Origin of the sequence: Streptomyces sp. NRRL WC-3742 (assembly GCF_000720635.1) — a bacterium.
GTDB lineage: Bacteria > Actinomycetota > Actinomycetes > Streptomycetales > Streptomycetaceae > Kitasatospora.
In genome coordinates, this window is the sequence record NZ_JOCF01000047.1 from 19,931 (window position 1) to 45,513 (window position 25,583).

24 protein-coding genes are annotated in these 25,583 nt (G+C 71.2%); 13 read left to right on the forward strand and 11 right to left on the reverse strand.

The genetic code is table 11. The features are described 5' to 3' along the window. Positions 1–17 precede the first annotated feature (17 nt). A complete protein-coding gene (locus tag IH61_RS0124535) occupies positions 18–914 on the forward strand; it encodes a YihY/virulence factor BrkB family protein (RefSeq protein WP_051837860.1) in 897 nt (298 codons plus the stop codon). Between the two features lie 32 nt (positions 915–946). Here the strand turns inward: IH61_RS0124535 and IH61_RS0124540 are convergent, their stop codons facing one another. Continuing rightward, positions 947–2,134 carry a D-alanyl-D-alanine carboxypeptidase family protein gene (locus IH61_RS0124540; RefSeq protein WP_234327317.1) on the reverse strand — a complete coding sequence of 396 codons (1,188 nt, stop codon included), beginning with the start codon at positions 2,132–2,134 and terminating at the stop codon, positions 947–949. 105 nt (positions 2,135–2,239) lie between these two features. Between IH61_RS0124540 and IH61_RS0124545 the strand changes: the two genes are divergently transcribed. Further along, positions 2,240–2,497, forward strand: coding sequence for an SCO4848 family membrane protein (locus tag IH61_RS0124545; protein ID WP_031073421.1), 258 nt, complete (start codon positions 2,240–2,242; stop codon positions 2,495–2,497). A 59-nt stretch (positions 2,498–2,556) separates the two neighbouring features. On the opposite strand, the gene IH61_RS0124550 is transcribed toward IH61_RS0124545, so the two are convergent. From IH61_RS0124550 to IH61_RS0124580, 7 genes are all read right to left on the reverse strand, one after another. Further along, entirely contained in the window at positions 2,557–3,327 is a 771-nt protein-coding gene (locus IH61_RS0124550) for a succinate dehydrogenase iron-sulfur subunit (RefSeq protein WP_031073423.1), read from the reverse strand. Further along, on the reverse strand, positions 3,327–5,069 hold the full coding sequence (gene sdhA, locus IH61_RS0124555; RefSeq protein ID WP_031073425.1) for a succinate dehydrogenase flavoprotein subunit: 1,743 nt from the start codon (positions 5,067–5,069) through the stop codon (positions 3,327–3,329). The genes IH61_RS0124550 and sdhA overlap by 1 nt, the downstream gene beginning before the upstream one ends. Before the next feature lie 51 nt (positions 5,070–5,120). Next, entirely contained in the window at positions 5,121–5,612 is a 492-nt protein-coding gene (sdhD, locus tag IH61_RS0124560; protein WP_031073427.1) for a succinate dehydrogenase, hydrophobic membrane anchor protein, read from the reverse strand. Positions 5,613–5,620: 8 nt separating this feature from the next. Further along, entirely contained in the window at positions 5,621–6,001 is a 381-nt protein-coding gene (gene sdhC / locus IH61_RS0124565) for a succinate dehydrogenase, cytochrome b556 subunit (RefSeq protein ID WP_037973303.1), read from the reverse strand. 284 nt (positions 6,002–6,285) lie between these two features. Continuing rightward, positions 6,286–6,831, reverse strand: a complete 546-nt coding sequence (locus IH61_RS0124570) for a 2-oxo-4-hydroxy-4-carboxy-5-ureidoimidazoline decarboxylase (RefSeq protein ID WP_420713998.1) — start codon at positions 6,829–6,831, stop codon at positions 6,286–6,288. Between the two features lie 249 nt (positions 6,832–7,080). Beyond that, on the reverse strand, positions 7,081–8,721 hold the full coding sequence (locus tag IH61_RS0124575) for an alpha/beta hydrolase (protein ID WP_051837864.1): 1,641 nt from the start codon (positions 8,719–8,721) through the stop codon (positions 7,081–7,083). Between the two features lie 82 nt (positions 8,722–8,803). Then, positions 8,804–9,544: an SDR family oxidoreductase gene (locus IH61_RS0124580; RefSeq protein ID WP_031073436.1), complete on the reverse strand. Its 741-nt coding sequence runs from the start codon at positions 9,542–9,544 to the stop codon at positions 8,804–8,806. Between the two features lie 392 nt (positions 9,545–9,936). Here IH61_RS0124580 and IH61_RS0124585 point away from each other — a divergent pair, with 392 nt between their 5' ends. The 7 genes from IH61_RS0124585 (at position 9,937) to IH61_RS0124615 (ending at position 18,760) form a co-directional block, all read left to right on the forward strand. After that, entirely contained in the window at positions 9,937–11,190 is a 1,254-nt protein-coding gene (locus tag IH61_RS0124585; protein WP_078911365.1) for an amidohydrolase, read from the forward strand. Between the two features lie 253 nt (positions 11,191–11,443). Further along, positions 11,444–12,505: a BMP family lipoprotein gene (locus IH61_RS0124590; protein WP_031073439.1), complete on the forward strand. Its 1,062-nt coding sequence runs from the start codon at positions 11,444–11,446 to the stop codon at positions 12,503–12,505. 369 nt (positions 12,506–12,874) lie between these two features. Continuing rightward, positions 12,875–14,449 (forward strand): ABC transporter ATP-binding protein, encoded by a 1,575-nt coding sequence (locus tag IH61_RS0124595; protein WP_051837902.1) that lies wholly within the window; start codon positions 12,875–12,877, stop codon positions 14,447–14,449. A gap of 4 nt (positions 14,450–14,453) precedes the next feature. Next, on the forward strand, positions 14,454–15,620 hold the full coding sequence (locus IH61_RS0124600) for an ABC transporter permease (RefSeq protein WP_051837866.1): 1,167 nt from the start codon (positions 14,454–14,456) through the stop codon (positions 15,618–15,620). Then, positions 15,617–16,909: an ABC transporter permease gene (locus IH61_RS48785; RefSeq protein WP_051837868.1), complete on the forward strand. Its 1,293-nt coding sequence runs from the start codon at positions 15,617–15,619 to the stop codon at positions 16,907–16,909. Before IH61_RS0124600 ends, IH61_RS48785 begins: the two co-directional genes overlap by 4 nt. Continuing rightward, positions 16,906–17,316 carry a cytidine deaminase gene (locus IH61_RS48790; protein WP_031073448.1) on the forward strand — a complete coding sequence of 137 codons (411 nt, stop codon included), beginning with the start codon at positions 16,906–16,908 and terminating at the stop codon, positions 17,314–17,316. Before IH61_RS48785 ends, IH61_RS48790 begins: the two co-directional genes overlap by 4 nt. A gap of 166 nt (positions 17,317–17,482) precedes the next feature. Further along, positions 17,483–18,760: a thymidine phosphorylase gene (locus tag IH61_RS0124615; RefSeq protein WP_031073450.1), complete on the forward strand. Its 1,278-nt coding sequence runs from the start codon at positions 17,483–17,485 to the stop codon at positions 18,758–18,760. Positions 18,761–18,822: 62 nt separating this feature from the next. Here the strand turns inward: IH61_RS0124615 and IH61_RS0124620 are convergent, their stop codons facing one another. Together IH61_RS0124620 and IH61_RS0124625 are read right to left on the reverse strand one after the other, a co-directional pair. Continuing rightward, the gene (locus IH61_RS0124620; protein ID WP_078911366.1) at positions 18,823–19,215 is read right to left on the reverse strand and encodes a Uma2 family endonuclease; all 393 of its coding nucleotides are present in this window, start codon (positions 19,213–19,215) and stop codon (positions 18,823–18,825) included. A 26-nt stretch (positions 19,216–19,241) separates the two neighbouring features. After that, entirely contained in the window at positions 19,242–20,513 is a 1,272-nt protein-coding gene (locus IH61_RS0124625; RefSeq protein ID WP_031073452.1) for an MFS transporter, read from the reverse strand. 92 nt (positions 20,514–20,605) lie between these two features. Here IH61_RS0124625 and IH61_RS0124630 point away from each other — a divergent pair, with 92 nt between their 5' ends. From IH61_RS0124630 to IH61_RS0124640, 3 genes are all read left to right on the forward strand, one after another. Then, on the forward strand, positions 20,606–21,574 hold the full coding sequence (locus IH61_RS0124630; protein WP_078911367.1) for a LysR family transcriptional regulator: 969 nt from the start codon (positions 20,606–20,608) through the stop codon (positions 21,572–21,574). A gap of 126 nt (positions 21,575–21,700) precedes the next feature. Further along, on the forward strand, positions 21,701–22,855 hold the full coding sequence (locus tag IH61_RS0124635; protein ID WP_051837872.1) for an adenosine deaminase: 1,155 nt from the start codon (positions 21,701–21,703) through the stop codon (positions 22,853–22,855). A gap of 218 nt (positions 22,856–23,073) precedes the next feature. Further along, positions 23,074–23,478 (forward strand): hypothetical protein, encoded by a 405-nt coding sequence (locus IH61_RS0124640; protein ID WP_031073455.1) that lies wholly within the window; start codon positions 23,074–23,076, stop codon positions 23,476–23,478. An 83-nt stretch (positions 23,479–23,561) separates the two neighbouring features. On the opposite strand, the gene IH61_RS0124645 is transcribed toward IH61_RS0124640, so the two are convergent. Beyond that, a complete protein-coding gene (locus tag IH61_RS0124645) occupies positions 23,562–23,744 on the reverse strand; it encodes a PspC domain-containing protein (RefSeq protein WP_031073456.1) in 183 nt (60 codons plus the stop codon). A 384-nt stretch (positions 23,745–24,128) separates the two neighbouring features. Here IH61_RS0124645 and IH61_RS47125 point away from each other — a divergent pair, with 384 nt between their 5' ends. Next, a complete protein-coding gene (locus IH61_RS47125; protein ID WP_031073457.1) occupies positions 24,129–25,520 on the forward strand; it encodes a hypothetical protein in 1,392 nt (463 codons plus the stop codon). Positions 25,521–25,583: the final 63 nt, after the last annotated feature.

Here is a 25,583-nt window from a genome sequence, read left to right on the forward strand (position 1 = left end):
GGGGTATAACCGGTCAGGTGGACTTCCTGACCCGCCTGCCGGTTCTCGGCCCGCTCGTCACCCGGGTGCTGCACAGCCGCCCCTACCGGGCCTACGAGTGCTTCACCGCCGCCCGGGGCAACCGGCTGGCCGGGGCCGTCACCTTCTTCGGCTTCCTCGCCCTGTTCCCGCTGCTGACCGTGGCCCTGGCGATCGCCGTCGCCACCTTCGACAGCGCCCAGGTCGACGACCTCCAGCGCCGCATCTCCGACCAGTTGCCGGGCCTGTCCGACGCCCTCAACCTGCCCTCCCTGGTCGCCAACGCCGGCACCATCGGCCTGGTCGGCGGCGCCCTGCTGCTGGTCTCCGGCCTCGGCTGGGTCGACACCATGCGCACCTCCATCCGGGACGTCTGGCAGCTGCCCGACGACGACGGCAACGTGGTGGTGCGCAAGCTCTGGGACTGCCTGGTGCTGGCCGGCCTCGGCGTGGTGTCGCTGCTCTCCATGGGCCTGCTCACCGCCGGGACGACGGCCGCCGGCTGGATCGCCGACCGGATCGGCTTCCACAACGGCTACGTCTTCACCGTGGTCGGCCTGCTGCTCGCCGTCGCCTGCGACACCGTGCTGTTCGCCTACCTGCTGGGCCCCTTCCCCGGGGTCACCGACCAGAGCCGCCGTGACCTCCTCCTGGGCGCGCTGATCGGCGCGGCCGGCTTCGAGGTGCTGAAGCTGGCGCTCGCCTCCTACCTCGGCTCCGTCGCCGGCCGCAGCCTGTACGGGGCCTTCGCCACCCCGGTGGCGCTGCTGCTGTGGATCAACTTCGTCTGCCGCCTGCTGATGTACTGCGTGGCCTGGACGGCGACGGCCGACCCGGAAGCGGCCCTGGAACGCACCCGCGCCCACGGCCGCGCCCTGATCGACTCCGCTTCCTAGACCTGGACCTGGACCCAGACCTGGACCCAGACCTAGACCTTCCTGCCCCGCCGCCGCAGCACCAGCCCGCCGTACGCGACCGCGCCACCCGCCGCGGCCACCACCAGCCAGCCCGCGAGCCCGAGGCCCCCGTCGTCGCCCCCGGCCGCCGCCGCCTTGGCCGTCACGGCGCCCGGCGAGGGGTGCGGCGGCGGCGCGGGAGTGCCCGTCTCCTCGGCGGACCCGCCGCCGGGCGGCAGCTCGTCGACCAGCTTCCCGACCGGCTTAACCTTGCCCGCGGCGGCGAACCCCCAGTCCAGCAGCGCGGCCGTCTCGTCGTACACCTTCTGGTAGCTCGCCGGGTGCATCACGGTGACCAGCAGGGTGCGCCCGTCGCGCTCGGCGGCGCCGACGAAGGTCGAGCCGGCGTTGGTGGTGGTGCCGTTCTTCACCCCGATCAGGCCCGGGTACTTGCCCAGCAGCCGGTCGGTGTTGGCGATCCCGAAGCTGCCGCGCTGGCCGGTCTTCGGGTCGACGGCCCCCGGGAACACCGCGTCCTTGGTGGAGCAGTACATCCGGAAGTCCGGGTTGCGCAGGCCGGAGCGGGCGAACAGCGACAGGTCGTACGCCGAGGAGAGCTGCCCGTCCATGTCGTAGCCGTCCGGGGAGATGACCTTGGTGTCCCGCGCCTGCAGCGCGTCCGCGCGGGACTGCATCTCGGCGACGGTCTGCGGCACACCGCCGTTCATGTGCGCGAGGACGTGCACGGCGTCGTTGCCCGAGCTCAGGAACACCCCCCGCCACAGGTCCTCGACCCGGTAGTCCAGGTTCTCCTTGATGCCGACCAGGCTGCTCCCGGCGCCGAGCCCGGTGATCTCCTCGTCGGCGACCTTGTGCACGGTGTTGCGGTCGAACTTGGGCAGCACGGTGTCCGCGAAGAGGATCTTGAGCGTGCTCGCCGGAGGCAGCCGCAGATGCGGGTTGTAGGACGCCAGCACGTCACCGGTGGCGGCGTCGGAGACTATCCAGGACTGCGCGGTCAGCCCCCCGGGCAGCGCCGGCGCCCCCGCCAGCGGATCGACCTGCACCCCGGCCCCCGCGAGCCGCTCCCCGCCGATCACGGCCTTCGGCGGCGGCTCCAACGGCGCCGCGACGGCTGCCGGGGCGGCGCAGAGCAGGACGGGAAGCGCCACGGCGAGGGAGGCGCACAGCTGAGTGAGGGACTGACGGCGTGTCGGCACCAGCAGACCGTACCCAGTGAAGGTGACCGCCGTCCCAGCCAGGTCCCCGGTCCTCCGCAGGAGGGGCCCGCCCTACGCCGTTCGGAGGCCCCGCATACTGGAGCAATGAAGCTCAGCCGCCGCGCCTCCTGGTTCCTGACCGCCTTCGGGGTCTGGTCGATCATCATCTGGACCACCTTCGTCAAGAACCTCTGGAAGGACTCCGGCGGCCAGGCGTTCGTGAACGGCGACCACTCCCACCCCACCGCCTTCTTCTGGATCCACCTCCTCCTCGCCGTCACCTCCGCCCTCCTCGGCATCGCCGTGGGCACCCTGGGCCTCCGCGGCCTCCGCGCCACCCGCCGCACCCCGGCCACCGACTGAGACGTACGAAGGCCCCCACCCGGTCGGGTGGGGGCCTTCGTCATGTCCTGGCGGGAGGATCAGAAGCGGCGGGTGACCAGGGCGCGCTTGACTTCCTGGATCGCCTTGGTGACCTCGATGCCTCGGGGGCACGCCTCGGAGCAGTTGAAGGTGGTGCGGCAGCGCCACACGCCCTCACGGTCGTTGAGGATCTCCAGGCGCTGCTCGCCGCCCTCGTCGCGCGAGTCGAAGATGAAGCGGTGCGCGTTGACGATGGCCGCCGGGCCGAAGTACTGGCCGTCGTTCCAGAAGACCGGGCAGGACGACGTGCACGCGGCGCACAGGATGCACTTGGTGGTGTCGTCGAAGCGCTCGCGGTCCTCGGCGGACTGCAGGCGCTCGCGGGTCGGCTCGTTCCCCTTGGTGATGAGGAACGGCATGACGTCCTTGTACGCCTGGAAGAACGGGTCCATGTCCACGATCAGGTCCTTGAGGACCGTCAGGCCCTTGATGGCCTCGATCGTGATCGGCTTCTCCGGGTCGACGTCCTTGATCAGGGTCTTGCACGCCAGCCGGTTGCGGCCGTTGATCCGCATGGCGTCGGAGCCGCAGATGCCGTGGGCGCAGGAACGGCGGTAGGTGAGGGTGCCGTCCTGCTCCCACTTGATCTTGTTGAGGGCGTCGAGGACGCGCTCCTTCGGGTCCATCACCAGCTGGTAGTCCACCCACACCGGCTCCGGGTGCTCCTCCGGGTTGAACCGGCGGATGCGGAAGGTGACGGTGATCGGCTGGACGGCTCCGGCCTCGACCGCGTCCAGAGCGGCCGAGTGCTCCACAGTCGGAGTGCTCATCAGTACTTACGCTCCATCGGCTGGTAGCGGGTCGTGACGACCGGCTTGTAGTCGAGGCGGATGGAGGTGGCGCCCTCGGCGTCGACCTCCTGGTACGCCATGGTGTGCTGCATGAACTTCACGTCGTCACGCGTCGGGAAGTCCTCGCGGTAGTGGCCGCCGCGGGACTCCTCGCGGGCCAGCGCGGAGACGGCCAGCACCTCGGCCAGGTCGAGCAGGTTGCCCAGCTCGACGGCCTCCAGGAGGTCCGTGTTGTAGCGGAAGCCCTTGTCCTGGATGGAGACGTTCTTGTAGCGCTCCTTCAGCGCGGCGATGTCCTCGACCGCCTGCTTCAGGGTGGCGCCGGTGCGGTACACCATCGCGTTGGCGTCCATGGTCTCCTGCAGCTCCTTGCGGATCTGCCCCACGGACTCGGTGCCGGTGGACTCGCGCAGGCCGTCGACGAGCGCCTGCACCTTCTCCTCCGGGTTCTCCGGCAGCTCGACGAACTCGTGCGCGTTGGCGTAGTCGGCGGCGGCGATGCCCGCGCGACGGCCGAACACGTTGATGTCGAGCAGGGAGTTGGTGCCCAGGCGGTTGGCGCCGTGCACGGACACGCAGGCGACCTCGCCGGCCGCGTACAGGCCCGGGACGATGTCCGTGTTGTTGCGCAGGACCTCACCCTCGACGTTGGTCGGGATGCCGCCCATGGCGTAGTGCGCGGTGGGCTGGATCGGGATCGGGTCCGTGTAGGGCTCGATGCCGAGGTAGGTGCGCGCGAACTCGGTGATGTCCGGGAGCTTGGCGTCCAGCTGCTCCGGCGGCAGGTGGGTGAGGTCCAGGTAGACGTGGTCGCCCTCGGGACCGCAGCCGCGGCCTTCGCGGATCTCGGTGTAGATCGCGCGGGAGCAGACGTCACGGGACGCGAGGTCCTTCATGACGGGGGCGTAGCGCTCCATGAAGCGCTCGCCGTCCTTGTTGCGCAGGATGCCGCCCTCGCCGCGGGCGCCCTCGGTGAGGAGGATGCCCATGCGCCAGATGCCGGTCGGGTGGAACTGGAAGAACTCCATGTCCTCCAGCGGCAGGCCGCGGCGGTAGACCAGGGCCTGGCCGTCACCGGTGAGGGTGTGGGCGTTGGAGGAGACCTTGAAGAACTTGCCGGTGCCGCCGGAGGCGAACACGACGGACTTGGCCTGGAAGACGTGGATCTCGCCGGTGGCCAGCTCGTAGGCGACGACGCCGGCCGTCTTGCCCTCGTTGATGAGCAGGTCCAGGACGTAGAACTCGTTGAAGAACTCGACGCCGTGCTTGACGCAGTTCTGGAACAGCGTCTGGAGGATCATGTGACCGGTGCGGTCGGCCGCGTAGCACGAGCGGCGGACCGGGGCCTCGCCGTGGTTGCGGGAGTGGCCGCCGAAGCGGCGCTGGTCGATGCGGCCCTGCTCGGTGCGGGAGAAGGGCAGACCCATCTTCTCCAGGTCGAGGACGGCGTCGATGGCTTCCTTGCACATGATCTCGGCGGCGTCCTGGTCGACCAGGTAGTCACCGCCCTTGACCGTGTCGAAGGTGTGCCACTCCCAGTTGTCCTCCTCGACGTTGGCCAGGGCGGCGCACATGCCGCCCTGGGCCGCGCCGGTGTGGGACCGGGTCGGGTAGAGCTTGGTCAGGACGGCGGTGCGGGTGCGCTGCGTCGACTCGATGGCCGCGCGCATGCCGGCGCCGCCGGCGCCGACGATGACGGTGTCGTACTGGTGAATCTGCATGGGGGGTTAACTCGCCTCTGGCCTCTGCCGATGGTCGATGGTGCTCGCGGCTCAGATGTTGGGGTCGAAGGTGAAGATCACCAGGGTGCCCAGCAGCACGGTGAAGACCGTGGCGGTACCCATGAGCCCCTTGAGCCAGAGCCGGGTCGAGTCCTTCTCGGCGTAGTCGTTGATGACCTGCCGCATGCCGTTGGCGCCGTGCAGCATGGCGAGCCAGAGCATCAGGAGGTCCCAGCCCTGCCAGAACGGCGAGGCCCAGCGACCGGCGACGAAGGCGAAGCCGATCTTGGAGACGCCCCCGTCCATGATCAGCATGATGAACAGGTGGCCGAGGATCAGCGCGACCAGGACGACACCGGACAGGCGCATGAAGAGCCAGGCCAGCATCTCGAAGTTGGTGCGGGTGCGGCGCGGCGTCTTGGCCGTCCGCTTGCGCGGCGGCTCGATGACGAAGGCGTCGGCGGGGTTGCCCGTGCCGAGGCCCTTGCCGGTGTGCGCCTGCTTGGAGGGGACGACGATCGCGTCGGAGTATTCCGTGGTCATCAGTCAGCTCACTTCCCGAACCAGTCGATCAGGGTGTGCTGCAGGATGCCGTAGAAGGAGCCGGCCATCATGACGACCCAGACCCCCACCACGGTCCACAGCATCTGCTTCTGGTACTTCGGGCCCTTCGACCAGAAGTCCACGGCGACGACGCGCAGGCCGTTGAGGGCGTGGAACAGGATGGCGGCCACGAGGCCGTACTCCATCAGGTTCACGAGGGGAGTCTTGTACGTCTGGATGACGGTGTCGTAGGACTCCGGCGACACTCGCACCAGGGCGGTGTCCAGGACGTGGGCGAACAGGAAGAAGAAAATGAGGACGCCGGTGACTCGATGAGCCACCCAGCTCCACATACCTTCCCGGCCGCGGTACAGCGTTCCAGCCGGCACGGAAAAACCCTCCGGAAGCGATTGGGGGCTCGGCCGGCTTCGGTGTCGGTCAGCCCGGCCGGGTACGGTCCACCGGCCGCCAGCATCCTATCGGCGCGTTCTGGCTCGCCGCCTCCGGGGCCCCCGGGTGTGATCAATCAGGCACTTCTGGCCTAGTGGGACAGGAACCGGCGGGCTTTTCGTCACACAGAGTGAGAATGCGACCGCGCCACGGTGACGGACGGTCGGTCACCGTGGCGCGGAGGGACGCGGAGGAGCGTGACGGGGCGAGGTCTGGCGCAGGCTCAGCGGGCCGCGGCCTCCGGATGGGTGGCCACCAGGTGCTCCAGACGGGTGAGCGCGATCCGCCGGAGCTCGTCGGCCGCGATCAGCCGCTCCTCGTCGGGGTCGTTCGCCAGCCGGGTGCGGATGGAGGAGAGCACCGCGTCGAGCATCTCCTCCGGCTCCACCCCGTCGAGGCAGACGACGAAGACGTGGCCGAACCGTGCCTCGTACGCGGCGTGCGCCGCCCGCAGTGCGGTGTGCGCGGCCTGGCTGCCGGGCGCCCGCATGCCGAGGAGGGGCTGGGGCATCCAGCTCTCGTCGGCGAGCGCCTCGGTCAGGTCGGCGTGGCGCAGGTCGTAGGAGGCTTCGCTGGCGGCGGCCAGCAGGGACTCTATGTCGGGGTAAGGGCGGTGGGCGGCGAGCCGCAGGGCCCAGCGGTGGCTGCCGCAGCAGGCCAGCAGGGCCTCCTCGGCGGCGCCGTGGTCGGCCTCGTTGAAGCGGTGCAACCCGAGGAGGGTCGGCTCGGAAATGGGATCGAGCCGCTGTGGCGGGATGTCACTGGCCAGCGGGTCCTCCTCGTGAGGGCGGGAAGATGCCGGTGAAAGGTGGGGTGGTGGAGCAGGTGAAGTATGGGGGCCTCGGGCGGCCGTCCTGGCCGGTCGGGCGGTTCCTCCAAGGTAGTTGAGCGGTCATCAGTTGGGGAGGGCGCACGCCGAATTCATCCGGACGAGCTATCAAGTTGTGACGTTGACACCGGTTCGTCAGCTTCGTCGGCATGGTCGGCTTCGTCGGTACGACTCTCCCCAGGGGAGGTGCTACTCGCAGCGGGTGCCCGCGGCGGGCATGGTGCCCTCGGTCAGATAGGCGGCCATGGCCTTGTCGATGCAGGCGTTGCCCTGGCCGAAGGCGGCGTGGCCCTCGCCGACGCGGGTCAGCAGGGTGGCGTTGGCGAAGCCCTTGGCCAGGGACTCGGCCGAGGCGTACGGCGTGGCCGGGTCACCGGTGGTGCCGACGACCAGGATCGGCGCGGCGCCCTCGGCGCGGATGGGGTGCGGCGTCTCCTTGGTCTGGAACGGCCAGTGGGCGCAGCCCGGCTCGGCATAGTCGTCCGCGCTGACGCCCTTGGACAGCAGCGGGGCCTCGGCGAGCAGCCGGCTCGCGGCCGCGGCGGCGCGCTCGGGGGTCGGGGCCGGGCGGGCGGCGTCGGCGCAGCGGATCGCCTCCTCGGCCTCGTTCATCGGGTTGTAGTGGCCGTCCTCGTCGCGGCCGTTGTACTGGTCGGCGAAGGCCAGCAGCATGTCGCCCTTGCCGCGGACCATGGCCCAGCCGAGGGCGTTGCGCAGGTACTCCCAGCTCTTGGTGTCGCCGTAGAGCATCGCGATGACGCCGGTCCACGCCTGGTCGCGGCCGAGCTTGCGGCCGTCCTTGGTGGTGAGCGGGTTGTCGTGGAGGCCGTCGAGGAAGTCGGCGGCCTTCTTGGCGGCCTTGTCCTTGTCCTTGCCGAGGGAGCACTGGTCGCCGTGGTTCTCCACGCAGTCGGCGGCGAAGCGCTCGAAGGACTTCTCGAAGCCGACCTGCTGGTCGATGCCGTGGTCCAGGGGGTCCTGGGAGGGGTCGACGGCGCCGTCGAGGATCAGCCGGCCGGTGTTCTTCGGGAACTCCTCGGCGTAGACCGAGCCGAGGTAGGTGCCGTAGGAGACGCCCAGGTAGTTGAGCTTCTTGTCGCCGACGACGGCGCGCAGCACGTCGAGGTCGCGGGCGGTGTTGCGGGTGCCGACGAAGGGCAGCAGCTTGCCGGACTTGGCCTGGCAGGCGGCGGCGTGGTCGGTGGAGAGCTTGGTGCGCTCGGTCTTGCGGACGGCCGGGTCGAGCGGGGCGTCCTGGTCGTTGAGGGCGTCGTGCTGCTTGTCGTCGTAGCAGACGACGGGGGCGCTGGCGCCGGTGCCGCGGGGGTCGAAGCCGATCACGTCGAAGCGGTCGTGCAGGGGGCCGGCGAAGTCCTTGGCGCCGTACTCGACCATCTCGACGCCGGAGCCGCCCGGGCCGCCCGGGTTGACCATCAGGGAGCCGACCCGCTGGTCCGCCTTGGCGGCCGGGTGCTTGATCAGGGCGAGGTCGATGGCGTCGGTGGCGGGGTTGGCGTAGTCGAGCGGGACGTGCAGCTTGCCGCACATCATGCCGGTGGTGTCGACCTTGGCCTTCTCGGCCTTGGGGTCGGCCGGGCACGGGGTCCAGGCGATCTGCTGGCCGTAGAAGGGCTTGAGCGCGGGGTCGGCCTCGCCGGCGGGCTTGGGCGTCGGGGTGGCCGCGGTGCTCGCGGCGGTGGTGCCGGCGGTGCCGGCGGCCTTCTCCTGGGAGGGTGCGGACTTTCCGTCGCACGCGGTGGCGAGGAGCAGGGTGCCTGCCGCCAGGGCGGTCAGCAGGACGCGTGGGCGGGCGGCCCGGTAGATCTTCATCGCACGTATGTACCACTGGTGGGTGACACGTTCGATCAGTGGCCCCCGGGCCGCCCGACCTGCGGCGCTGTGCTCGGTGGACCTAGGCGCGGTGGACCTTGTGGTTGGCCGCCTGGGCCCGGGGGCGCACCACCAGCAGGTCGATGTTGACGTGCGACGGCCGGGTGACCGCCCAGGCGACGGTGTCCGCGACGTCCTCCGAGGTCAGCGGCTCGGCGACGCCCGCGTACACGGCGGCGGCCTTCTCCTCGTCGCCGCGGAAGCGGGTGACGGCGAAGCCCTCGGACTTCACCATGCCCGGCGCGATCTCGATCACCCGGATCGGCTCCCCGCACAGCTCCAGCCGCAGCGTCGCCGCGATGGTGTGCGCGGCGTGCTTGGCCGCGACGTACCCGCCGCCGCCCTCGTACGCGGCCAGCGCGGCCGTCGAGGACATCACCAGGACGGTGCCGTCGCCGGTGGCCCGCAGGGCCGGCAGCAGCGCCTGGGTCACGTGCAGCACGCCGAGGACGTTCACCTCGTACATGGCCCGCCAGTCGGCCGGGTCGCCGTGCTCCACGGTCTCGGCACCGATCGCGCCGCCGGCGTTGTTCACCAGGACGTCCACCCGGCCCAGCTGCGCCGCGAAGGCGTCCACGGCGGCCCGGTCGGTGACGTCCAGGGTGAAGGCGCGGCCGCCGATCTCCTTGGCCAGGGCCTCGATCCGCTCCGTCCTGCGGGCGGTCAGCACCACGTCGAAGCCCTCGGCCGCCAGCCGGCGGGCCGTCGCCGCGCCGATCCCGCCGCTGGCACCGGTGACCACGGCCACCTTCTGCTCGGTCATTGCCACTCCCTGGGGGCTCGTCCGTCGTTCACCCGATCATCTCAATCGCGTCGGCGGCGCGGTGAGGAAGCCCTGTCGGATCGCGGAGCGAGCGTTTCTCGACCGCCGTCGGAGGTGCGCCGTCTACGGTGCGCCGTACCGCCGAGAGGTCGGGGAGTGTGGGGCACGTACGCTCCGGAGGAACGTTTCTGACCGCTCGTCAACACCCGTGTCCGTCAAGGCGGCGCCAGCCGTGACCACCGACCCGGGTGATCGTTGCACAGGTCAGGCAACACCGGGAAGGCGGCTGAAACGAGATGTCATACCCACCTGTCCGGCCGGTATGCGCCCATCCGGGCACTGATTTTCCGGAAGCCGGGAAAAAGTCCCTCGGCGGGCCTACGCTTGGGGAGATGAACCGTCCTGAGCCCGCTCAGCCGGGCACGACGCTCGACGCCGCACGCCCCGCCGCCGGACTGCGCGCCCAGGTCGCGGCGCTCGAGTCCGAGCTGATCGCCTTCCGCCGGGACCTGCACCGGCACCCCGAGCTGGGCCGGCAGGAGTTCCGCACCACCGGGCTCCTGCGCGACCGGCTGCTGGAGGAGGGGCTCAAGCCGCGGGTGCTGCCCGGCGGTACGGGTCTGCTGGTCGACCTCGTCCCGCCCGGCACGGCCCCCGGTACCGAGTTCCTGGCCTTCCGCGCCGACATCGACGCGCTGCCGATCGACGACGCCAAGACCGACGTCCCGTACCGCTCGACCGTCCCCGGCCGGGCGCACGCCTGCGGCCACGACGTGCACACCTCCGTGGTGCTCGGCACGGGCCTGGTGCTGGCGCAGGCCCTGCGCGGCGGCGAGCTGCGCCGGCCCGTCCGGCTGGTGTTCCAGCCGGCCGAGGAGGTCATGCCCGGCGGCGCACTGGACGTGATCAAGGCCGGCGGGATGGACGGCGTCGGCCGGATCTTCGCCGTGCACTGCGACCCCAAGGTGGAGGTCGGCCGGATCGCCCTGCGAACCGGGGCGATCACCTCGGCCTGCGACCGTCTCGTCCTGCACCTGGACGGCCCCGGCGGGCACACCGCCCGCCCGCACCTGACCACCGATCTGGTGACGGCGATCGCCAGGATGGCCGCCGACCTGCCGGGCGCGCTGGCCCGCCGGATGGACCCGCGCTGGGGCGTCAGCCTGGTCTGGGGCCGGATCGCCTCGGGCTCCGCACCCAACGTGATCCCGCAGCACGCCGAACTGGAGGGCACCGTCCGCTGCCTGGAGCTGGCCGGCTGGCGCGAGGCGCCGGACCTGCTGCACGAGCTGATCGCCAAGCTCGCCGAGACCTACCGGGCCAAGTGGACGCTGGACTACCACCGCGGGGTGCCGCCGGTGGTCAACGAGGCCGACTCCGTCACCCTCCTGGACGAGGCGATGAACGCCCGTTTCGGGGGCGACGGTGTGCAGGTGGTCGAGGGCACCGAACAGAGCCTGGGCGGCGAGGACTTCTCCTGGTACCTGGAGCACGCCCCCGGCGCGCTCGCCCGACTGGGTGTCCGCGCCCCCGGCGAGGCCACGGTCCGGGACCTGCACCAGGGCAGGTTCGACGTGGACGAACGGGCCATCGGCATCGGGGTCGAGCTCTTTTCGGCACTGGCCCTGGACGGAGACCGGGACTGATCGCCTTCCGCAGCCCTGTGGTCGACCCCTGATCGGGTCGTCGAGATCCTGGTCCGGTCCGGTTCCGTAAACTGGGCCGGACCAGTCTCGGATTTCACCGTCCGTGCGGGGAAAAGGACCTCGGAGTGCGTGTCAGACCACGGTTTGATAACAACCCGAATGCTCCGGCAGCCCGTAACACAACCGTGTTCTACGCGCGTTACGGTGGCGTCCGACCACGCTAAACGGGTGCGTGTGAGAAGGAGATACTCCCTTGCGCCGTTCTATGAAGCTCGCTGCGGTTGTGCTCTCGGGTTCCCTGGGCATGGCCTCGCTCGCCGCCTGCGGCGCAAAGAGCACCGACAACAACACCGCCTCCTCCGGCGGTGCGTCCGACTCGCTGAAGGTCGGTATGGCCTACGACATCGGCGGCCGTGGCGACCAGTCCTTCAACGACTCCGCCGCCCGTGGCCTGGACAAGGCCAAGGCTGACCTGGGCGTCTCGGTCACCGAGGCCGAGGCCAAGCCGGGCGAGGCCGAGGCCGACAAGGAGACCCGTCTCAAGAACCTCGTCGACGGTGGCTACAAGACCATCGTCGCGGTCGGCTTCGTGTACCAGCCGGCCGTCAACAAGGTCGCCAAGGACAACCCGAACGTCAAGTTCGCGATCATCGACTCGAACGACAAGGACCAGCCGTCCAACGTCACCTCGCTGCTCTTCGCCGAGCAGGAGGGTTCGTACCTCGCCGGCGTCGCCGCCGCGAACAAGTCGAAGGCCAAGCACGTCGGCTTCATCGGCGGTGTGCAGTCCGAGCTCATCAAGAAGTTCGAGGCCGGTTACAAGGCCGGTGTGAAGTCCGTCGACTCCAGCATCGTCGTCGAGACCACCTACCTGACCACCCCGCCCGACTTCACCGGCTTCACCTCGCCCGACAAGGGCAAGGAGGCCGCGCAGGGCCAGCTCGACAAGGGCGCGGACGTCATCTACTCCGCCGCCGGCTCCTCCGGCAACGGCGCCATCGAGGCCGTCGCCAACGCGAAGAAGTTCGCGATCGGCGTCGACTCCGACCAGGCCACCCAGCCGGCCCTGGCCAAGTACAAGGACGCGATCCTGACCTCGATGGTCAAGAACGTCGACAACGCGGTCTTCAGCTACATCGACTCGGTCAAGAAGGGTCAGAACCCGACCGGCATCAAGCTGTTCGACCTCAAGGCCGACGGTGTCTCGCTCGCCACCACCGGCGGCAAGATCGACGACATCCAGGACAAGCTGAAGACGGCCGCCGACGCCATCAAGAGCGGCCAGACCAAGATCCCGGTCACGCCGGAGGGCTGAGGCCCGAGCGTCCCGGAGTCGTAGCCGCGCCTGCCGCCTGCCCGGCAGCGCGAACCTCCGGTACAGCAGCACGGGAGGGGCCCGGAAGGGTGCGCTCAACGCGTACCCCCGGGCCCCGTTCCGTCTCCAGCACGTTTCCCCGTTCCCCCGTTTCCCCCCTTGGCCCTCCAGCGCAACGACGCGCCCCCAGACCACCAGGAGATCGCCATCACCGCATCCGACCCCGTCCCCCTGCGCAAGGACGGCAACCCCAGCGCGGGGACGGCGACACCGGCCGTCGAACTGCGCGGCATCACCAAGCGCTTCCCCGGCGTCGTGGCCAACCACGACATCAACCTCACCGTCCGCAGCGGCACCGTGCACGCCCTCATGGGCGAGAACGGTGCCGGCAAGTCGACGCTGATGAAGATCCTCTACGGCATGCAGAAGCCGGACGAGGGCACCATCGCCATCAACGGCGAGCAGTGCGAGTTCAACACCCCCGGCGACGCCATCTCCCGCGGCATCGGCATGGTGCACCAGCACTTCATGCTCGCCGACTACCTGACGGTGTGGGAGAACGTCGTCCTCGGCGGCGAGAGCCTGTACGGCATCGGGGCCAGGGCCAAGGCGAAGATCAAGGAGATCTCCGACCAGTACGGCCTGGGCGTGCGCCCGGACGCCCTGGTCGAGGACCTCGGCGTCGCCGACCGCCAGCGCGTCGAGATCCTCAAGGTGCTCTACCGCGGCGCCAAGATCCTCATCCTCGACGAGCCCACGGCCGTGCTCGTCCCGCAGGAGGTCGACGCGCTGTTCGACAACCTGCGGGAGCTCAAGGCCGAGGGCGTCACCGTCATCTTCATCTCGCACAAGCTGCACGAGGTCCTCTCGGTGGCCGACGCGATCAGCGTCATCCGGCGCGGCACCACCGTCGGCGACGCCGACCCGAAGGCCGTCACCGCCCGCCAGCTCGCCGAGCTGATGGTCGGCGCCGAACTGCCCTCCCCGGAGAGCCGCGAGTCCACCGTCACGGGCGAGGTGATGCTCGACGTCGAGGGCCTGCGCATCGCCAAGACCGACGCCGAGGGCATCGATCGCGTCGTCCTGGACGACATCTCGCTGCGCATCCACAAGGGCGAGATCCTCGGCATCGCCGGCGTCGAGGGCAACGGCCAGGCCGAACTCGTCGAAGCCATCATGGGCATGCTGCCGCTGAACGCCGGCGCCGTCGCCCTGGACGGCAAGGACCTCTCCGGCACGCTCACCCGCGCCCGCCGCGAGGCCGGCATCGGCTACATCCCCGAGGACCGCCACCGGCACGGCCTGCTGCTCGAGGCCCCGCTCTGGGAGAACCGCATCCTCGGGCACGTCACCGAGAAGCCCAACTCCAACGGCATCCTGCTCGACCCGACCGCCGCCCGGGCCGACACCCAGCGCATCGTCGAGCAGTACGACGTCCGCACCCCCGGCATCGAGGTCACCGCGGCCTCCCTCTCCGGCGGCAACCAGCAGAAGCTGATCGTCGGCCGCGAGATGAGCCACGAGCCCAAGCTGCTCATCGCCGCGCACCCCACCCGCGGCGTGGACGTCGGCGCGCAGGCCCAGATCTGGGAGCACATCCGGGTCGCGCAGCGCGCGGGCCTGGCCGTCCTGCTGATCTCGGCCGACCTGGACGAGCTGATCGGGCTCTCCGACACCATCCGGGTCATCTACCGCGGGCGCCTGGTCGCCGACGCGGACCCGGCCACCGTCACCGCCGAGGACCTCGGCACCGCGATGACGGGTGCGGCCAGCGGCCACCTGGAGTCCGAGCCGGAGGCCGTCGAGGAGTTCCACGAGATCCTCGTCGAGGGCACCGAGGCCGAGGGCGACGGCGACCGTTCGTCCGACGCCGGGCCGAGCGACGCCGTTCCGTCCGACGACCGTACGTCCGACACCGCCGACGATCCCAAGGCGGGGGAGTAGCCACATGACCAGTCCCAACCCCCCGGCCGGCGCCAAGCCGGGCCTGGCGCAGCGGTTCAGCGGTGAGCGCATCGCGCTCGCGCTGGCCGCGCCGGTGCTCGCGATCGTGCTCTCCGTCGCGATCTGCTCCGTGCTGCTGGCGACCTCGGGCAAGAACCCGTTCGACGCGTGGAACGTGATGCTCACGTTCGTCACCACGTCGGACCACCAGGTGCTGATCCTCAACCGGACCACCACCTACTACCTGGCCGCGGCCGCCGCCGCGTTCGGGTTCCGGATGAACCTGTTCAACATCGGCGTCGAGGGCCAGTACAAGGTCGCGGCGCTGTTCGCGGCCTTCGTCGGCGGCCAGCTCGACCTGCCGTCCTTCATCCAGATCCCGCTGCTGCTGATCACCGCCATGCTGATCGGCGGCCTGTACGCGAGCGTCGCCGGTCTGCTGAAGGTCTACCGCGGTGTCAGCGAGGTCATCTCGACCATCATGCTGAACTCGATCGCCACCGCGATCGTCGGCGTGCTGCTCGTCCCGGGCATCTTCGCGCCCAAGGTCAGTGGCACCAGCAACTCGATCCAGACCAAGCCGGTCTCGGAGTCGAGCCACTTCTTCGTCTTCGAGACGAACGGCGGCAAGCTCTGGGGCTTCCTGCTCGTCGCCGTCATCGTCGGCGTGGCCTTCCAGCTCGTGCTCACCCGCACCCGCTTCGGCTTCGACCTGCGCGCCACCGGCCGCTCGGAGTCCGCCGCGACCGCGTCCGGCGTGAACGTCAAGAAGATGATCGTCATCTCGATGGCGGTCTCCGGTGCGATCGCCGGTCTGATCGGCCTGCCCGAGCTGCTGCAGAACTCGTACAGCTTCGGCCAGACCTTCCAGCCCGGTCTGGGCTTCCTGGGCATCTCCATCGCCCTGCTCGGCCGCAACAGCCCGATCGGCATCGCCTTCGCGGCGCTGCTGTTCGCCTTCCTCGACGCCGCCGGCTCGGTGCTCCCGCTGCCCCTCAACGGTGAGTTCCCCTTCGAGATCGTCGACGTCATGAAGGGCACCATCGTCATCTGCGTCGTCGTCGCGTACGAGCTGGTGCGCCGTTACGGCCTCGTCCGCCAGCAGCGCCGCGTCGGCGCCGAGCTCGCCGCCCAGGCCGCCGCGGCCGGCAACAAGGAGGTTGCGGCATGAGCCAGAACTTCACGACCGAGTTTTGGAAGAGGGTCGCCTCCCCCCTCGGAGAGCCCTCGGGCAAGTCGGCGAAGAAGCGCAAGCTGTCCTGGCCGGTGGTGCTCCTGCTGATCGCGGGCGCGCTGCTCCTGATCGCCGCCGTCGGCGTGGTCACGGGCAACCACTCGCTGACCTCCTCCGGTCAGATCACCGCCGCACTCGGCGCGGCCGTGCCGATCGGCATGGCCGGTCTGGGCGGTCTCTGGTCCGAGCGGGCCGGTGTGGTCAACATCGGCCTCGAGGGCATGATGGTCGCCGGCACCTTCTGCGGCGCCTGGGCGGGCTACCTGGTCAACCCGTGGGTCGGCCTGCTGGCCGGCATGGCGGGCGGCGCGCTCGGCGGTCTGCTGCACGCGGTCGTCACCGTCACCTTCGGCGTCGACCACATCGTCTCCGGCGTCGGCATCAACCTGCTGATCCCCGGCATCTGCGCGTACGTCAACCGGATCTACTACAAGGACTACGTCTCGGTGGGCGCCGGGCAGAACCAGTCCCCGCCGGCCGATCCGCTGCCGTACATCACCGTCCCGGGTCTCTCCTCCTGGTTCAAGGACATCGAGGGCCACCACTGGTTCTTCGTCTCCGACGTCGCGGGCGTGCTCGGCGGCCTGGTCACCAACCTCTCGGTGGTCGTGGTGCTGGCCGGCGCGCTGATCGTGGTCAGCTACTTCGCCCTGTGGCGCACGGTCTTCGGCCTGCGTCTGCGCTCCTGCGGCGAGAACCCGACCGCGGCCGAGTCGCTGGGCGTCAACGTCTACAAGTACAAGTACATGGCGGTCATCGCCTCCGGCGCCTTCGCGGGCCTCGGCGGTGCGTACCTCTCGCTGGTCGCCGCGCACTTCTACAAGGACGGCCAGACGGCCGGCCGAGGCTTCATCGGCCTCGCCGCGATGATCTTCGGCAACTGGCTGCCCGGCGGCCTCGCCATGGGCGCGGGCCTGTTCGGCTTCACCGACAGCCTCCAGCTGCGCGACCCGGAGTCGGTGCACGTGCTGATCCTGATCGTCGGCATCGCGATGATCCTGCTGGCGCTGTGGCACCTGTACCGCCGCAAGTACGTCGCGACGGCGATCACCGCCGCGGCGGCCGCGGGCCTGCTGTGCTGGTACGCCTTCACCGAGCAGGTGCAGCGCCCGCTGATCGTCGCCACGCCGTACGTGATCACCCTGGTGGTCCTGGCGCTGGCCGCGCAGCGACTGCGGATGCCCAAGGCGGACGGTCAGATCTACCGCAAGGGGCAGGGCAAGTGACGGCCCCCGCTGCCGATGCCGCCTCCGCGGTCGACTGGGAGCGGCTGCGCGAGGCGGCGCGCGAGGCGATGAGCCACGCGTACGCCCCGTACAGCAAGTTCCCGGTCGGCGCGGCGGCGCTGGTGGACGACGGGCGGCTGGTCTCCGGCTGCAACGTCGAGAACGCCTCGTACGGGCTCGGGCTGTGCGCCGAGTGCGGGCTGGTGTCCGCGCTGTACGCCTCCGGCGGCGGCCGGCTGGTCGCCTTCACCTGCGTCGACGGCGCGGGCGAGCTGCTGATGCCGTGCGGGCGCTGCCGTCAGCTGCTGTACGAGCACGGCGGGCCGGAGCTGCTGGTCGACCTGGCCGCCGGCGTGAAGCCGATGAGCGAGGTCCTGCCCGACGCGTTCGGGCCGGAGCGGCTGTAAGGCCCAACGGGTGATTCGGGCCGGCCCGATCCACCCGATGGGCCCTAGCCTCAATTTCTGTTACGCGCGTAGAGTGTCGCGAGTGGGCCGTTGACCGGTCATCTCGCGGCACTCTCCGCATTTGATGCGCATTTGATGCCTTCTGAACAACCCTCTTGGAGCACGCATGGACGCCATCTCCGTCATCACGACCAAGCGCGACCGCGGAGAGCTGAGCGACGCTCAGATCGACTGGGTCATCGACGCGTACACCCGCGGCGAGGTCGCCGACGAGCAGATGTCCTCGCTGGCCATGGCGATCCTGCTGAACGGCATGAAGCCGCGGGAGATCAGCCGCTGGACCGAGGCGATGATCCGCTCCGGCGTCCGGATGGACTTCTCCTCCCTGCCGCTGCCCACCAGCGACAAGCACTCCACCGGCGGCGTCGGCGACAAGATCACCCTCCCGCTCGCCCCGCTCGTCGCCGCCTGCGGCGCCGCCGTCCCGCAGCTCTCCGGCCGCGGCCTCGGCCACACCGGCGGCACCCTCGACAAGCTGGAGTCCATCCCCGGCTGGCGCGCCCTGCTCTCCAACGAGGAGATGATGGACGTCCTGCGCGACGCCGGCGCCGTCATCTGCGCCGCCGGCGACGGCCTCGCCCCCGCCGACAAGAAGCTGTACGCGCTGCGCGACGTCACCGGCACCGTCGAGGCCATCCCGCTGATCGCCTCCTCGATCATGTCCAAGAAGATCGCCGAGGGCACCGGCGCGCTCGTCCTGGACGTCAAGGTCGGCTCCGGCGCGTTCATGAAGAACATCGACGACGCCCGCGAACTCGCCCGCACCATGGTCGGCCTGGGCACCACGGCCGGCGTCAACACCGTCGCCCTGCTCACCGACATGTCCACCCCGCTCGGCCTCACCGCGGGCAACGCCCTCGAGGTCCGCGAGTCCGTCGAGGTGCTCGCCGGCGGCGGCCCGGCCGACGTCGTCGAACTCACCCTCGCCCTCGCCCGCGAGATGCTCGCCGCGGCCGGCGTCCACGGCAAGGACCCGGCGGACGCCCTGCGCGACGGCACCGCGATGGACCACTGGCGCCGCATGATCGCCGCCCAGGGCGGCGACGTCGACGCCCCCCTCCCCGTCGCCCGCGAGCAGCACATCATCCCCGCGCCCGCCTCCGGTGTCCTCACCAAGCTCGACGCCTACGCCGTGGGCGTCAGCGCCTGGCGCCTCGGCGCCGGCCGCGCCCGCAAGGAGGACCCGGTCCAGGCCGGCGCCGGTATCGAGATGCACGCCAAGCCCGGCGACACCGTCGTGGCCGGCCAGCCCCTCCTCACCCTCCACACCGACACCCCCGAGCGCTACGACTACGCCATCGCAGCGCTCGAGGGCGGCATCGAGGTCGCCCCGGCGGGTACGGCGTTCACCCCGAACCCGATCGTGCTGGATCGCATCGCGTAGTCATACGCATTGCGCGATGAGGAGCCCGTACCCGGTCACCGGGTACGGGCTCCTTCGCGTTCTCAGGCGTATGTGAGCAGGCCGCTGGTGTCGATGCTCCAGGGGCCGACGGCGACGGTGTCGCCGAAGGTGAACTTCTCCTGGGATTCGTCACGAGGCTCTGAGTACACGGTGCCGGTGCCCGTGCGGGGGTCGACGAGCAGGTAGAACGGAATGCCCATGGCCGAGTAGTCATGGACCTTGTACTCGTATTCGTTCTCCGGGTTGGACTTGGAGACGATCTCGACCACGAGCAGCACCTCGTGCGGGAGGACCGCCGGCTGCTCGCCTTCCGGCGTCGCCTCGGGGAAGACGATCTGGCCGTTGGCGATCTCGATGCTTCCTACCCCGGGCACCTGCGGCAACTGATCCGCGATCTCACGCAGCCGGGCGAACACAGCAGGATCGATGCTCATGCTTTGGAGCGTATCGGCGCCCGCTGTCAAGCGTCCGCGACCGCCCGCCGTGCCGTGTGGGCCTGGTGGGTGGCGTACAGGGTGACTGCGGTGGCGAGGGTCATGGCGGTGAGGGCGATGGTGGTGGTGCCGGGCCAGGCGGTGGAGTGGTAGGCGTCGGCGCCGAGGGTGCCGCCGAGGCTGTTGCCGAGGTAGTAGGCGATCAGGTAGAGGGCGGAGGCTTGGGCGCGGCCGTGGGTGGCGGTGCGGCCCACGGCGGCGGAGGCGGTGGCGTGGCCGGCGAAGAAGCCGGCGGTGATGAGGACGAGGCCGAGGAGGGTGAGGGGGAGGGAGTCGGCGAGGGAGAGGAGGAGGCCCGCGGTGGTGACGGCGATGGCGGTGTAGAGGGCGCCGCGGCGGCCGAGGCGGGCGGTGAGGCGGCCGGCGGCCGCGGAGGTACCGGTGCCGACGAGGTAGACGACGAAGATCGAGGCGGCGATCGACTCCGGCAGGTGGAAGGGGGCGGCGATCAGCCGGTAGCCGATGGTGTTGTAGACGGCGCCGAAGACCGCCATGAAGAGCAGCCCGAGCGCGTACAGCCGTACCAGCAGCGGGTTGCGCAGGTGTCCGCCGACCGTACGGGCGAGGGCGCGGGCGTCCACGGGGGCCGGGGTGAAGTGCCGGGCGGCGGGGATGAGGAGGCGGAAGGCGAGGGCGGCGAGGAGGGCGAGGGCGGCGGAGGCGGCCAGGCCCCAGCGCCAGCCGAGGGCGGCGGCGGTCCAGCCGGAGAGGAGGCGCCCGCCCATGCCGCCGATGCTGTTGCCGGCCACGTACAGGCCCATCGCGGAGGCCAGGGCGCTGGGGTGGATCTCCTCGGCGAGGTAGGCCATGGCGGTGGCGGGCAGGCCCGCGAGGGCGGCGCCCTGGAGGGCGCGCAGGGCGACGAGGGTGGTGAGGTCGGGCGCGAGGGGCAGGGCGAGGGCGAGGGTCGCGGCGGCGAGGGTGGAGGCCGTCATGACCGCGGTGCGGCCGTAGCGGTCGGAGAGGGCGCTGGCCGGGAGCAGGCCGAGCGCGAGGCCGAGGGTGGCGGCGGAGGCCGTCCAGCTGGCCTGGCCGGGGGTGAGGTCGAGGTCGGCGGAGAGGATCGGCAGCAGGCCCTGGGTGGAGTACAGCAGGACGAAGGTGGCGACACCGGCGGCGAACAGGGCGAGGTTGGCGCGGCGGAAGGCGCGCTGCCCGGGGCGGTGGCGGTCGTCCGGGCCGGAGGTGGGGGCGGAGGTGGGGGCAGTCGGGGCTGCCTTGGTATCGGCGGGCTGCATGGGCACGACCGTAGGCCCGTGGCGGTTGATGCGTCCAATGCATGAAGGGGGGATGATCGATGCTCACACGTATGAGGGCAGGTGGTGGCGGCATGGCGGGGCCGGAGTCGGTGGACGGTGGGGAACTCGGGCACCGGGTGGCCGAGTTGGGGCCCGGCGAGCCGGCGGTGCTGCTGGCGCCGAGGCTGGCGCAGTTCGCGGCGGTGGCCCGGCTGGAGCACGTGACGCGGGCGGCGGCGCTGCTCGGGGTGCCGCAGCCGACGCTGTCGCGGGCGGTGGCGCGGCTGGAGGAGGAGCTGGGGGTGGACCTGCTGGCCCGGCAGGGCCGGACCGTCCGGCTGACCAGGGCCGGGCGGCTGCTGCTGGCCTCGGTGGAGCGGGCGCTGGCGGAGGTCGAGCGGGGTGCGGAGGCGGCCCGGGCGGAGGCGGATCCGGCGGCCGGGCGGGTGGCCTTCGGCTTCCTGCACACGATGGGGCCGGACGCGGTGCCGGCGCTGCTGCGGGGGTTCCGGGCCGAGCACCCGCAGGTGCGGTTCCAGCTGGTGCAGGACTACGGCGGGGCGATGCTGGAGCGGCTGCGGGCGGGGGAGCTGGACCTGTGCCTGGTCGCGCCGCTGCCGGACGATCCGGCGTTCGTCGCCCGCCCGCTGGACGAGCAGCGGCTGAACCTGGTCGTCCCGGCGGACCACCGGCTGGCCGGGCGGCGGCGGATCAGGCTGGGGGAGGTGGCGGAGGAGCCGTTCGTCGGCCTGGAGCCGGGGTACGGGCTGCGGGTGATCACCGACGACTTCTGCGCGCAGGCGGGCTTCGTACCCCGGCTGACCTTCGAGGGGGAGGAGGCGGAGACGCTGCGCGGGCTGGTGGCGGCGGGCCTGGGCGTGGCGCTGCTGCCGCCGCCGCTGGTGCCCCGGCCGGGAGTGGTGGAGCTGGAGGTGACGGCGCCGAGGACGCGCCGGGCGGTGGGGCTGGCCTGGGCGGCGGGGCGGCCGCTGACCCCGCCGGTGGCGGCGTTCCGGGACTTCGTGCTGTCGCGGCGGGGGCGGTTGCTGCACCACGACTGACGAATGGGCGGCGGATTGCCGATTGGTGGATCGTATGGACCGGTCGGTGGAATTCCGCGTGGAGTTTGGACCATCCGGTGGTATTCCCGGTGGTGGGTCTACGCGCGTAGGGGCTATATTTCCGCAATGGAGAAGCAGATCCCCGTCACCACCGCGGGCACGGGCCCGCGCATTCCCACCCCCGACCAGATCCGCCGCGCGCCGAAGGTGCTGCTGCACGACCACCTGGACGGCGGGCTGCGCCCGGAGACCGTCGTCGAGCTGGCCGCCGCGGTCGGCTACGAGGGCCTCCCGACCATGGACCCCAAGGAACTCGGCGAGTGGTTCCGCGAGGCCGCCGACTCCGGCTCGCTGGTCCGCTACCTGGAGACCTTCGCGCACACCTGCGCCGTCATGCAGACCCGCGAGGCCCTGATCAAGGTCGCCGCCGACTGCGCCGAGGACCTGGCCGCGGACGGCGTCGTGTACGCCGAGGTGCGCTACGCCCCCGAGCAGCACCTGGAGGGCGGGCTGAGCCTGGACGAGGTCGTCCTGGCCGTCCAGGAGGGCTTCCGCCTCGGCGAGGCCAACGCCCGCGCGGCCGGTCACCGCATCCGCGTCGGCACCCTGATCACCGCGATGCGCCACGCCGCGCGTTCGCAGGAGATCGCCGAGCTGGCCAACCGCCACCGGGACGCGGGCGTCGTCGGCTTCGACATCGCGGGCGCCGAGGCCGGGTACCCCCCCACCCGCCACCAGGCCGCCTTCGACTACCTCAAGGGCGAGAACAACCACTTCACCATCCACGCGGGCGAGGCGTTCGGCCTGCCGTCGATCTGGGAGGCCCTGCAGTGCTGCGGCGCCGACCGGCTCGGCCACGGCGTGCGGATCGTCGACGACATCACGGTGAACGAGGACGGCTCCGTCGAGCTCGGCCGCCTGGCCGCGTACGTGCGCGACAAGCGCATCCCGCTGGAGATGTGCCCGACCTCCAACCTCCAGACGGCGGCGGCCACTTCGTACGCCGAGCACCCGATCGGGCTGCTGAGCCGGCTGAAGTTCCGGGTCACGGTGAACACCGACAACCGGCTGATGAGCGGCACCAGCATGAGCCAGGAGTTCGGGCACCTGGTGGACGCCTTCGGCTACACGCTGGGCGACATGGAGTGGTTCACCGTGAACGCGATGAAGTCCGCGTTCCTGCCCTTCGACGAGCGGCTGGCGATGATCGGCGACGTGATCAAGCCGGGCTACGCCGAGCTCAAGGCGGAGTGGCTGTTCGCCTCCGGCGCCGGCAACTGAGTCCTCGGTCGTACACGAGGTCGGATGAACGCCCTTTTCTCGTACGGAAATTGGTGTTCATCCGACTATTCCCTCGGGTGGGTGAACGCCCTTTGGTCCTGGCGCGAACCTCTCACTACGGTGTGCCAGTCATGCCGTCGACGACAGCGGTGGCGGCGGTCGCCCTTCCGCCCTCCGCGTCGAAGCCGGCCACCGACGACGACCCAAGGGGACGAACCATGAAGCAGGCTCTCAAGGCCGCCGGCACCGCCGCGCTCGGCATCGCCATCGCGGCGGTCGGTGCCGGCACCGCCTCCGCCGACGCCCCGGCGCCCGGCGGCCTCGGGCTTCCCACCGGCGCTGTGACGAACCCCGCGGTGACCGGTGCGGTCACCGACACCGCCTCCAAGCTGCCCGGAGGCGACAAGGTCACCGGCGCGCTCGGCACCCTCGCCCCGACCGCCGGCCACGCCGCCGCCGCGGCCCCGGAGGCCCCGGTTGCCGCTCCGGCCGCTGCCCCGGCCGCCGCGCCGGTCGCCGGTGTGACGCAGACCCGTGGGGCCATCCCGACCATCCCGGGCGTCGACAAGACCCCGATCGGGGGGCTGACCGGCGCCCTGCCGCTGCCGGGCCTCGCCGGCTGACCCGGCAGACAGCACGCAGCACGACGGGCCGCCCGCCCCGGGAACACCGGGGCGGGCGGCCCGTTCGCGTGCGCCCGCCGGGATCACGGCTCCTGGGGGAGCAGCACCCACAGGGCGAGGTAGACCAGGAACTGCGGGCCGGGCAGCAGGCAGGAGGCCAGGAAGATCAGGCGGACGGTCCAGGGCGTCAGGCCGAAGCGCTCGGCGATCCCGGCGCAGACGCCGGCGATGACGCGGTTGTGGCGGGGGCGGGCGAGGCGGGCCATGGTGGTCTCCCAATCGGTTGCGACCCGGTCGGCCGGTCCGGCGGGTGTACTTCCATGCTCCGCCGCGGACGGGCGGGAAGCCTCCGCCCACCAGGTGATTCGCAGCCCCGGCGGGTCACCGGGGAGGAGTAGCCGACCGTCGGGGTCGTCTCGGGGAGGGCCCTGAGGACGGAAGTCCCATTCGGGGACGGGGGCGGGCTCCGGGTGGGGGCGGGAAACCCCGTGGCGAAGCTGTCGGATCATCTGGATATGATTCCGCGGTCGCTGATCATGGGGGGCTGAATCGGCGGCGCCCTCGCGGCTTCCAACGGCTTCAAGCTGCCCCTCACGTCTGCGACTTCGCACTTCCCCGGGCGCTCGCCCGCATTCCTCCGTGAGGTTCCCTTGCGCATTCAGCACCGCCGGCTCCTCGCAGTCGCGGCCGCCGCCACCCTGGTCTCCGGCGTCGCCCTGACCTCGGCCCCCGCCGCGTTCGCGGCCCCGGCGGCACCCGGCCCCACGGCCCCCGCGCCCCAGGGCCAGGCTTCGCCCGTCACAGTCACCGTCAGCGGCTTCCCGACCACCGTCAGGGCGGGCAGCGCGGTCGAGTTCACCGCGACGCTCAAGAACACCGCCGACCATCAGGTCGACGTGGACGACACCGCCTTCACCGTGGCCGGCGTCGGCCCCGCCCTCAAGCAGACCCAGCTCAAGCTGGAGTTCCAGCGCCCGGGCACCACTCAGTGGGTGGCCGGGAAGCTGAACGGCAACGACCTCGGCGGCTTCTGGCTGCTGGACGAGTTCGACAACCGGTTCCACCTGGCCCCCGGCGCGGAGGCCACCTACCGGCTGCGGCTGACCCTCGCCGCCGACGCCGCCCCCGGCTCGACCTCCGCAGGTCTGAGGGCCATGGTCGAGGACCCGACGCTCCCCTTCGAGCAGCGGACCTCCGAGGCGTCGGGAAGCTTCTCTCACTTCACCATCGAGCCGGTGGGCGGTCCGGTCACCCCGCCCACCGCCGGTCTGCCGGAGGTCAGGGTCGAGGGCCTGCCCGAGACCTTCACCGCCGGTGGCGAGGCGAAGACGTTCAAGGCCGTCTACACCAACCGCACCGGCAAGGACCTGCAGATCGTCCCCGCGATCGTCTTCCAGGGCGAGGGTGTGCTGCGGCCCGACGCCGTCAAGCTGGAGTTCCAGACGCAGGACGGGAAGTGGCTGGCCGCCACGCCGAGGCCGGACGGCGACATCCCCGGCACCCAGCTGGGCGTGGAACTGCTCACCGGCAGCAAGGCCGGCGACGTCATCGCGCTGCCCAAGGACGAGACCCGCACGGTGAACCTGCGGCTGGCCTTCACCAAGGACGCGCCGGTCGCCGCCGAGACGGTCTTCGCCAACGGGTACAGCCTGCCCGGGCCCGGTGAGCGCGAGGCCGGGACGTCCAGCCCGAAGGCCCCGTTCAAGATCGAGGCCGCGGCCACGGGCGGCGCGACCACTCCGGCCACCCCGGCTCCCACGACCCCCGCGACCCCCGGGACCTCCGCGACCAGCGACCCCGCCCCGGCGACCCCGGCCCCGGTCGTCCCGGCCGCGCAGAGCGGCACGGGCGCGCAGGGTTCGTCGGCCACTGGCTCGTCGGGGTCGACCACCGTCGCCGCGTCGGCCACCGGCGCCACCCTGGCCTCCACTGGCGGCGGCTCCTCGGCCGCCCCGATGGCGATCACCGGCGCCACCGCGATCGCGCTCGGCGCGGGCACCCTGGTCGTGGCGCGCCGCCGTAAGGCTGCCGCCCGCGGCTGACCCCGGGTACGACGAGAGGGCCCGTCCCCCGTAGTGCCACTACGGATGTAGTCGCACTACGTA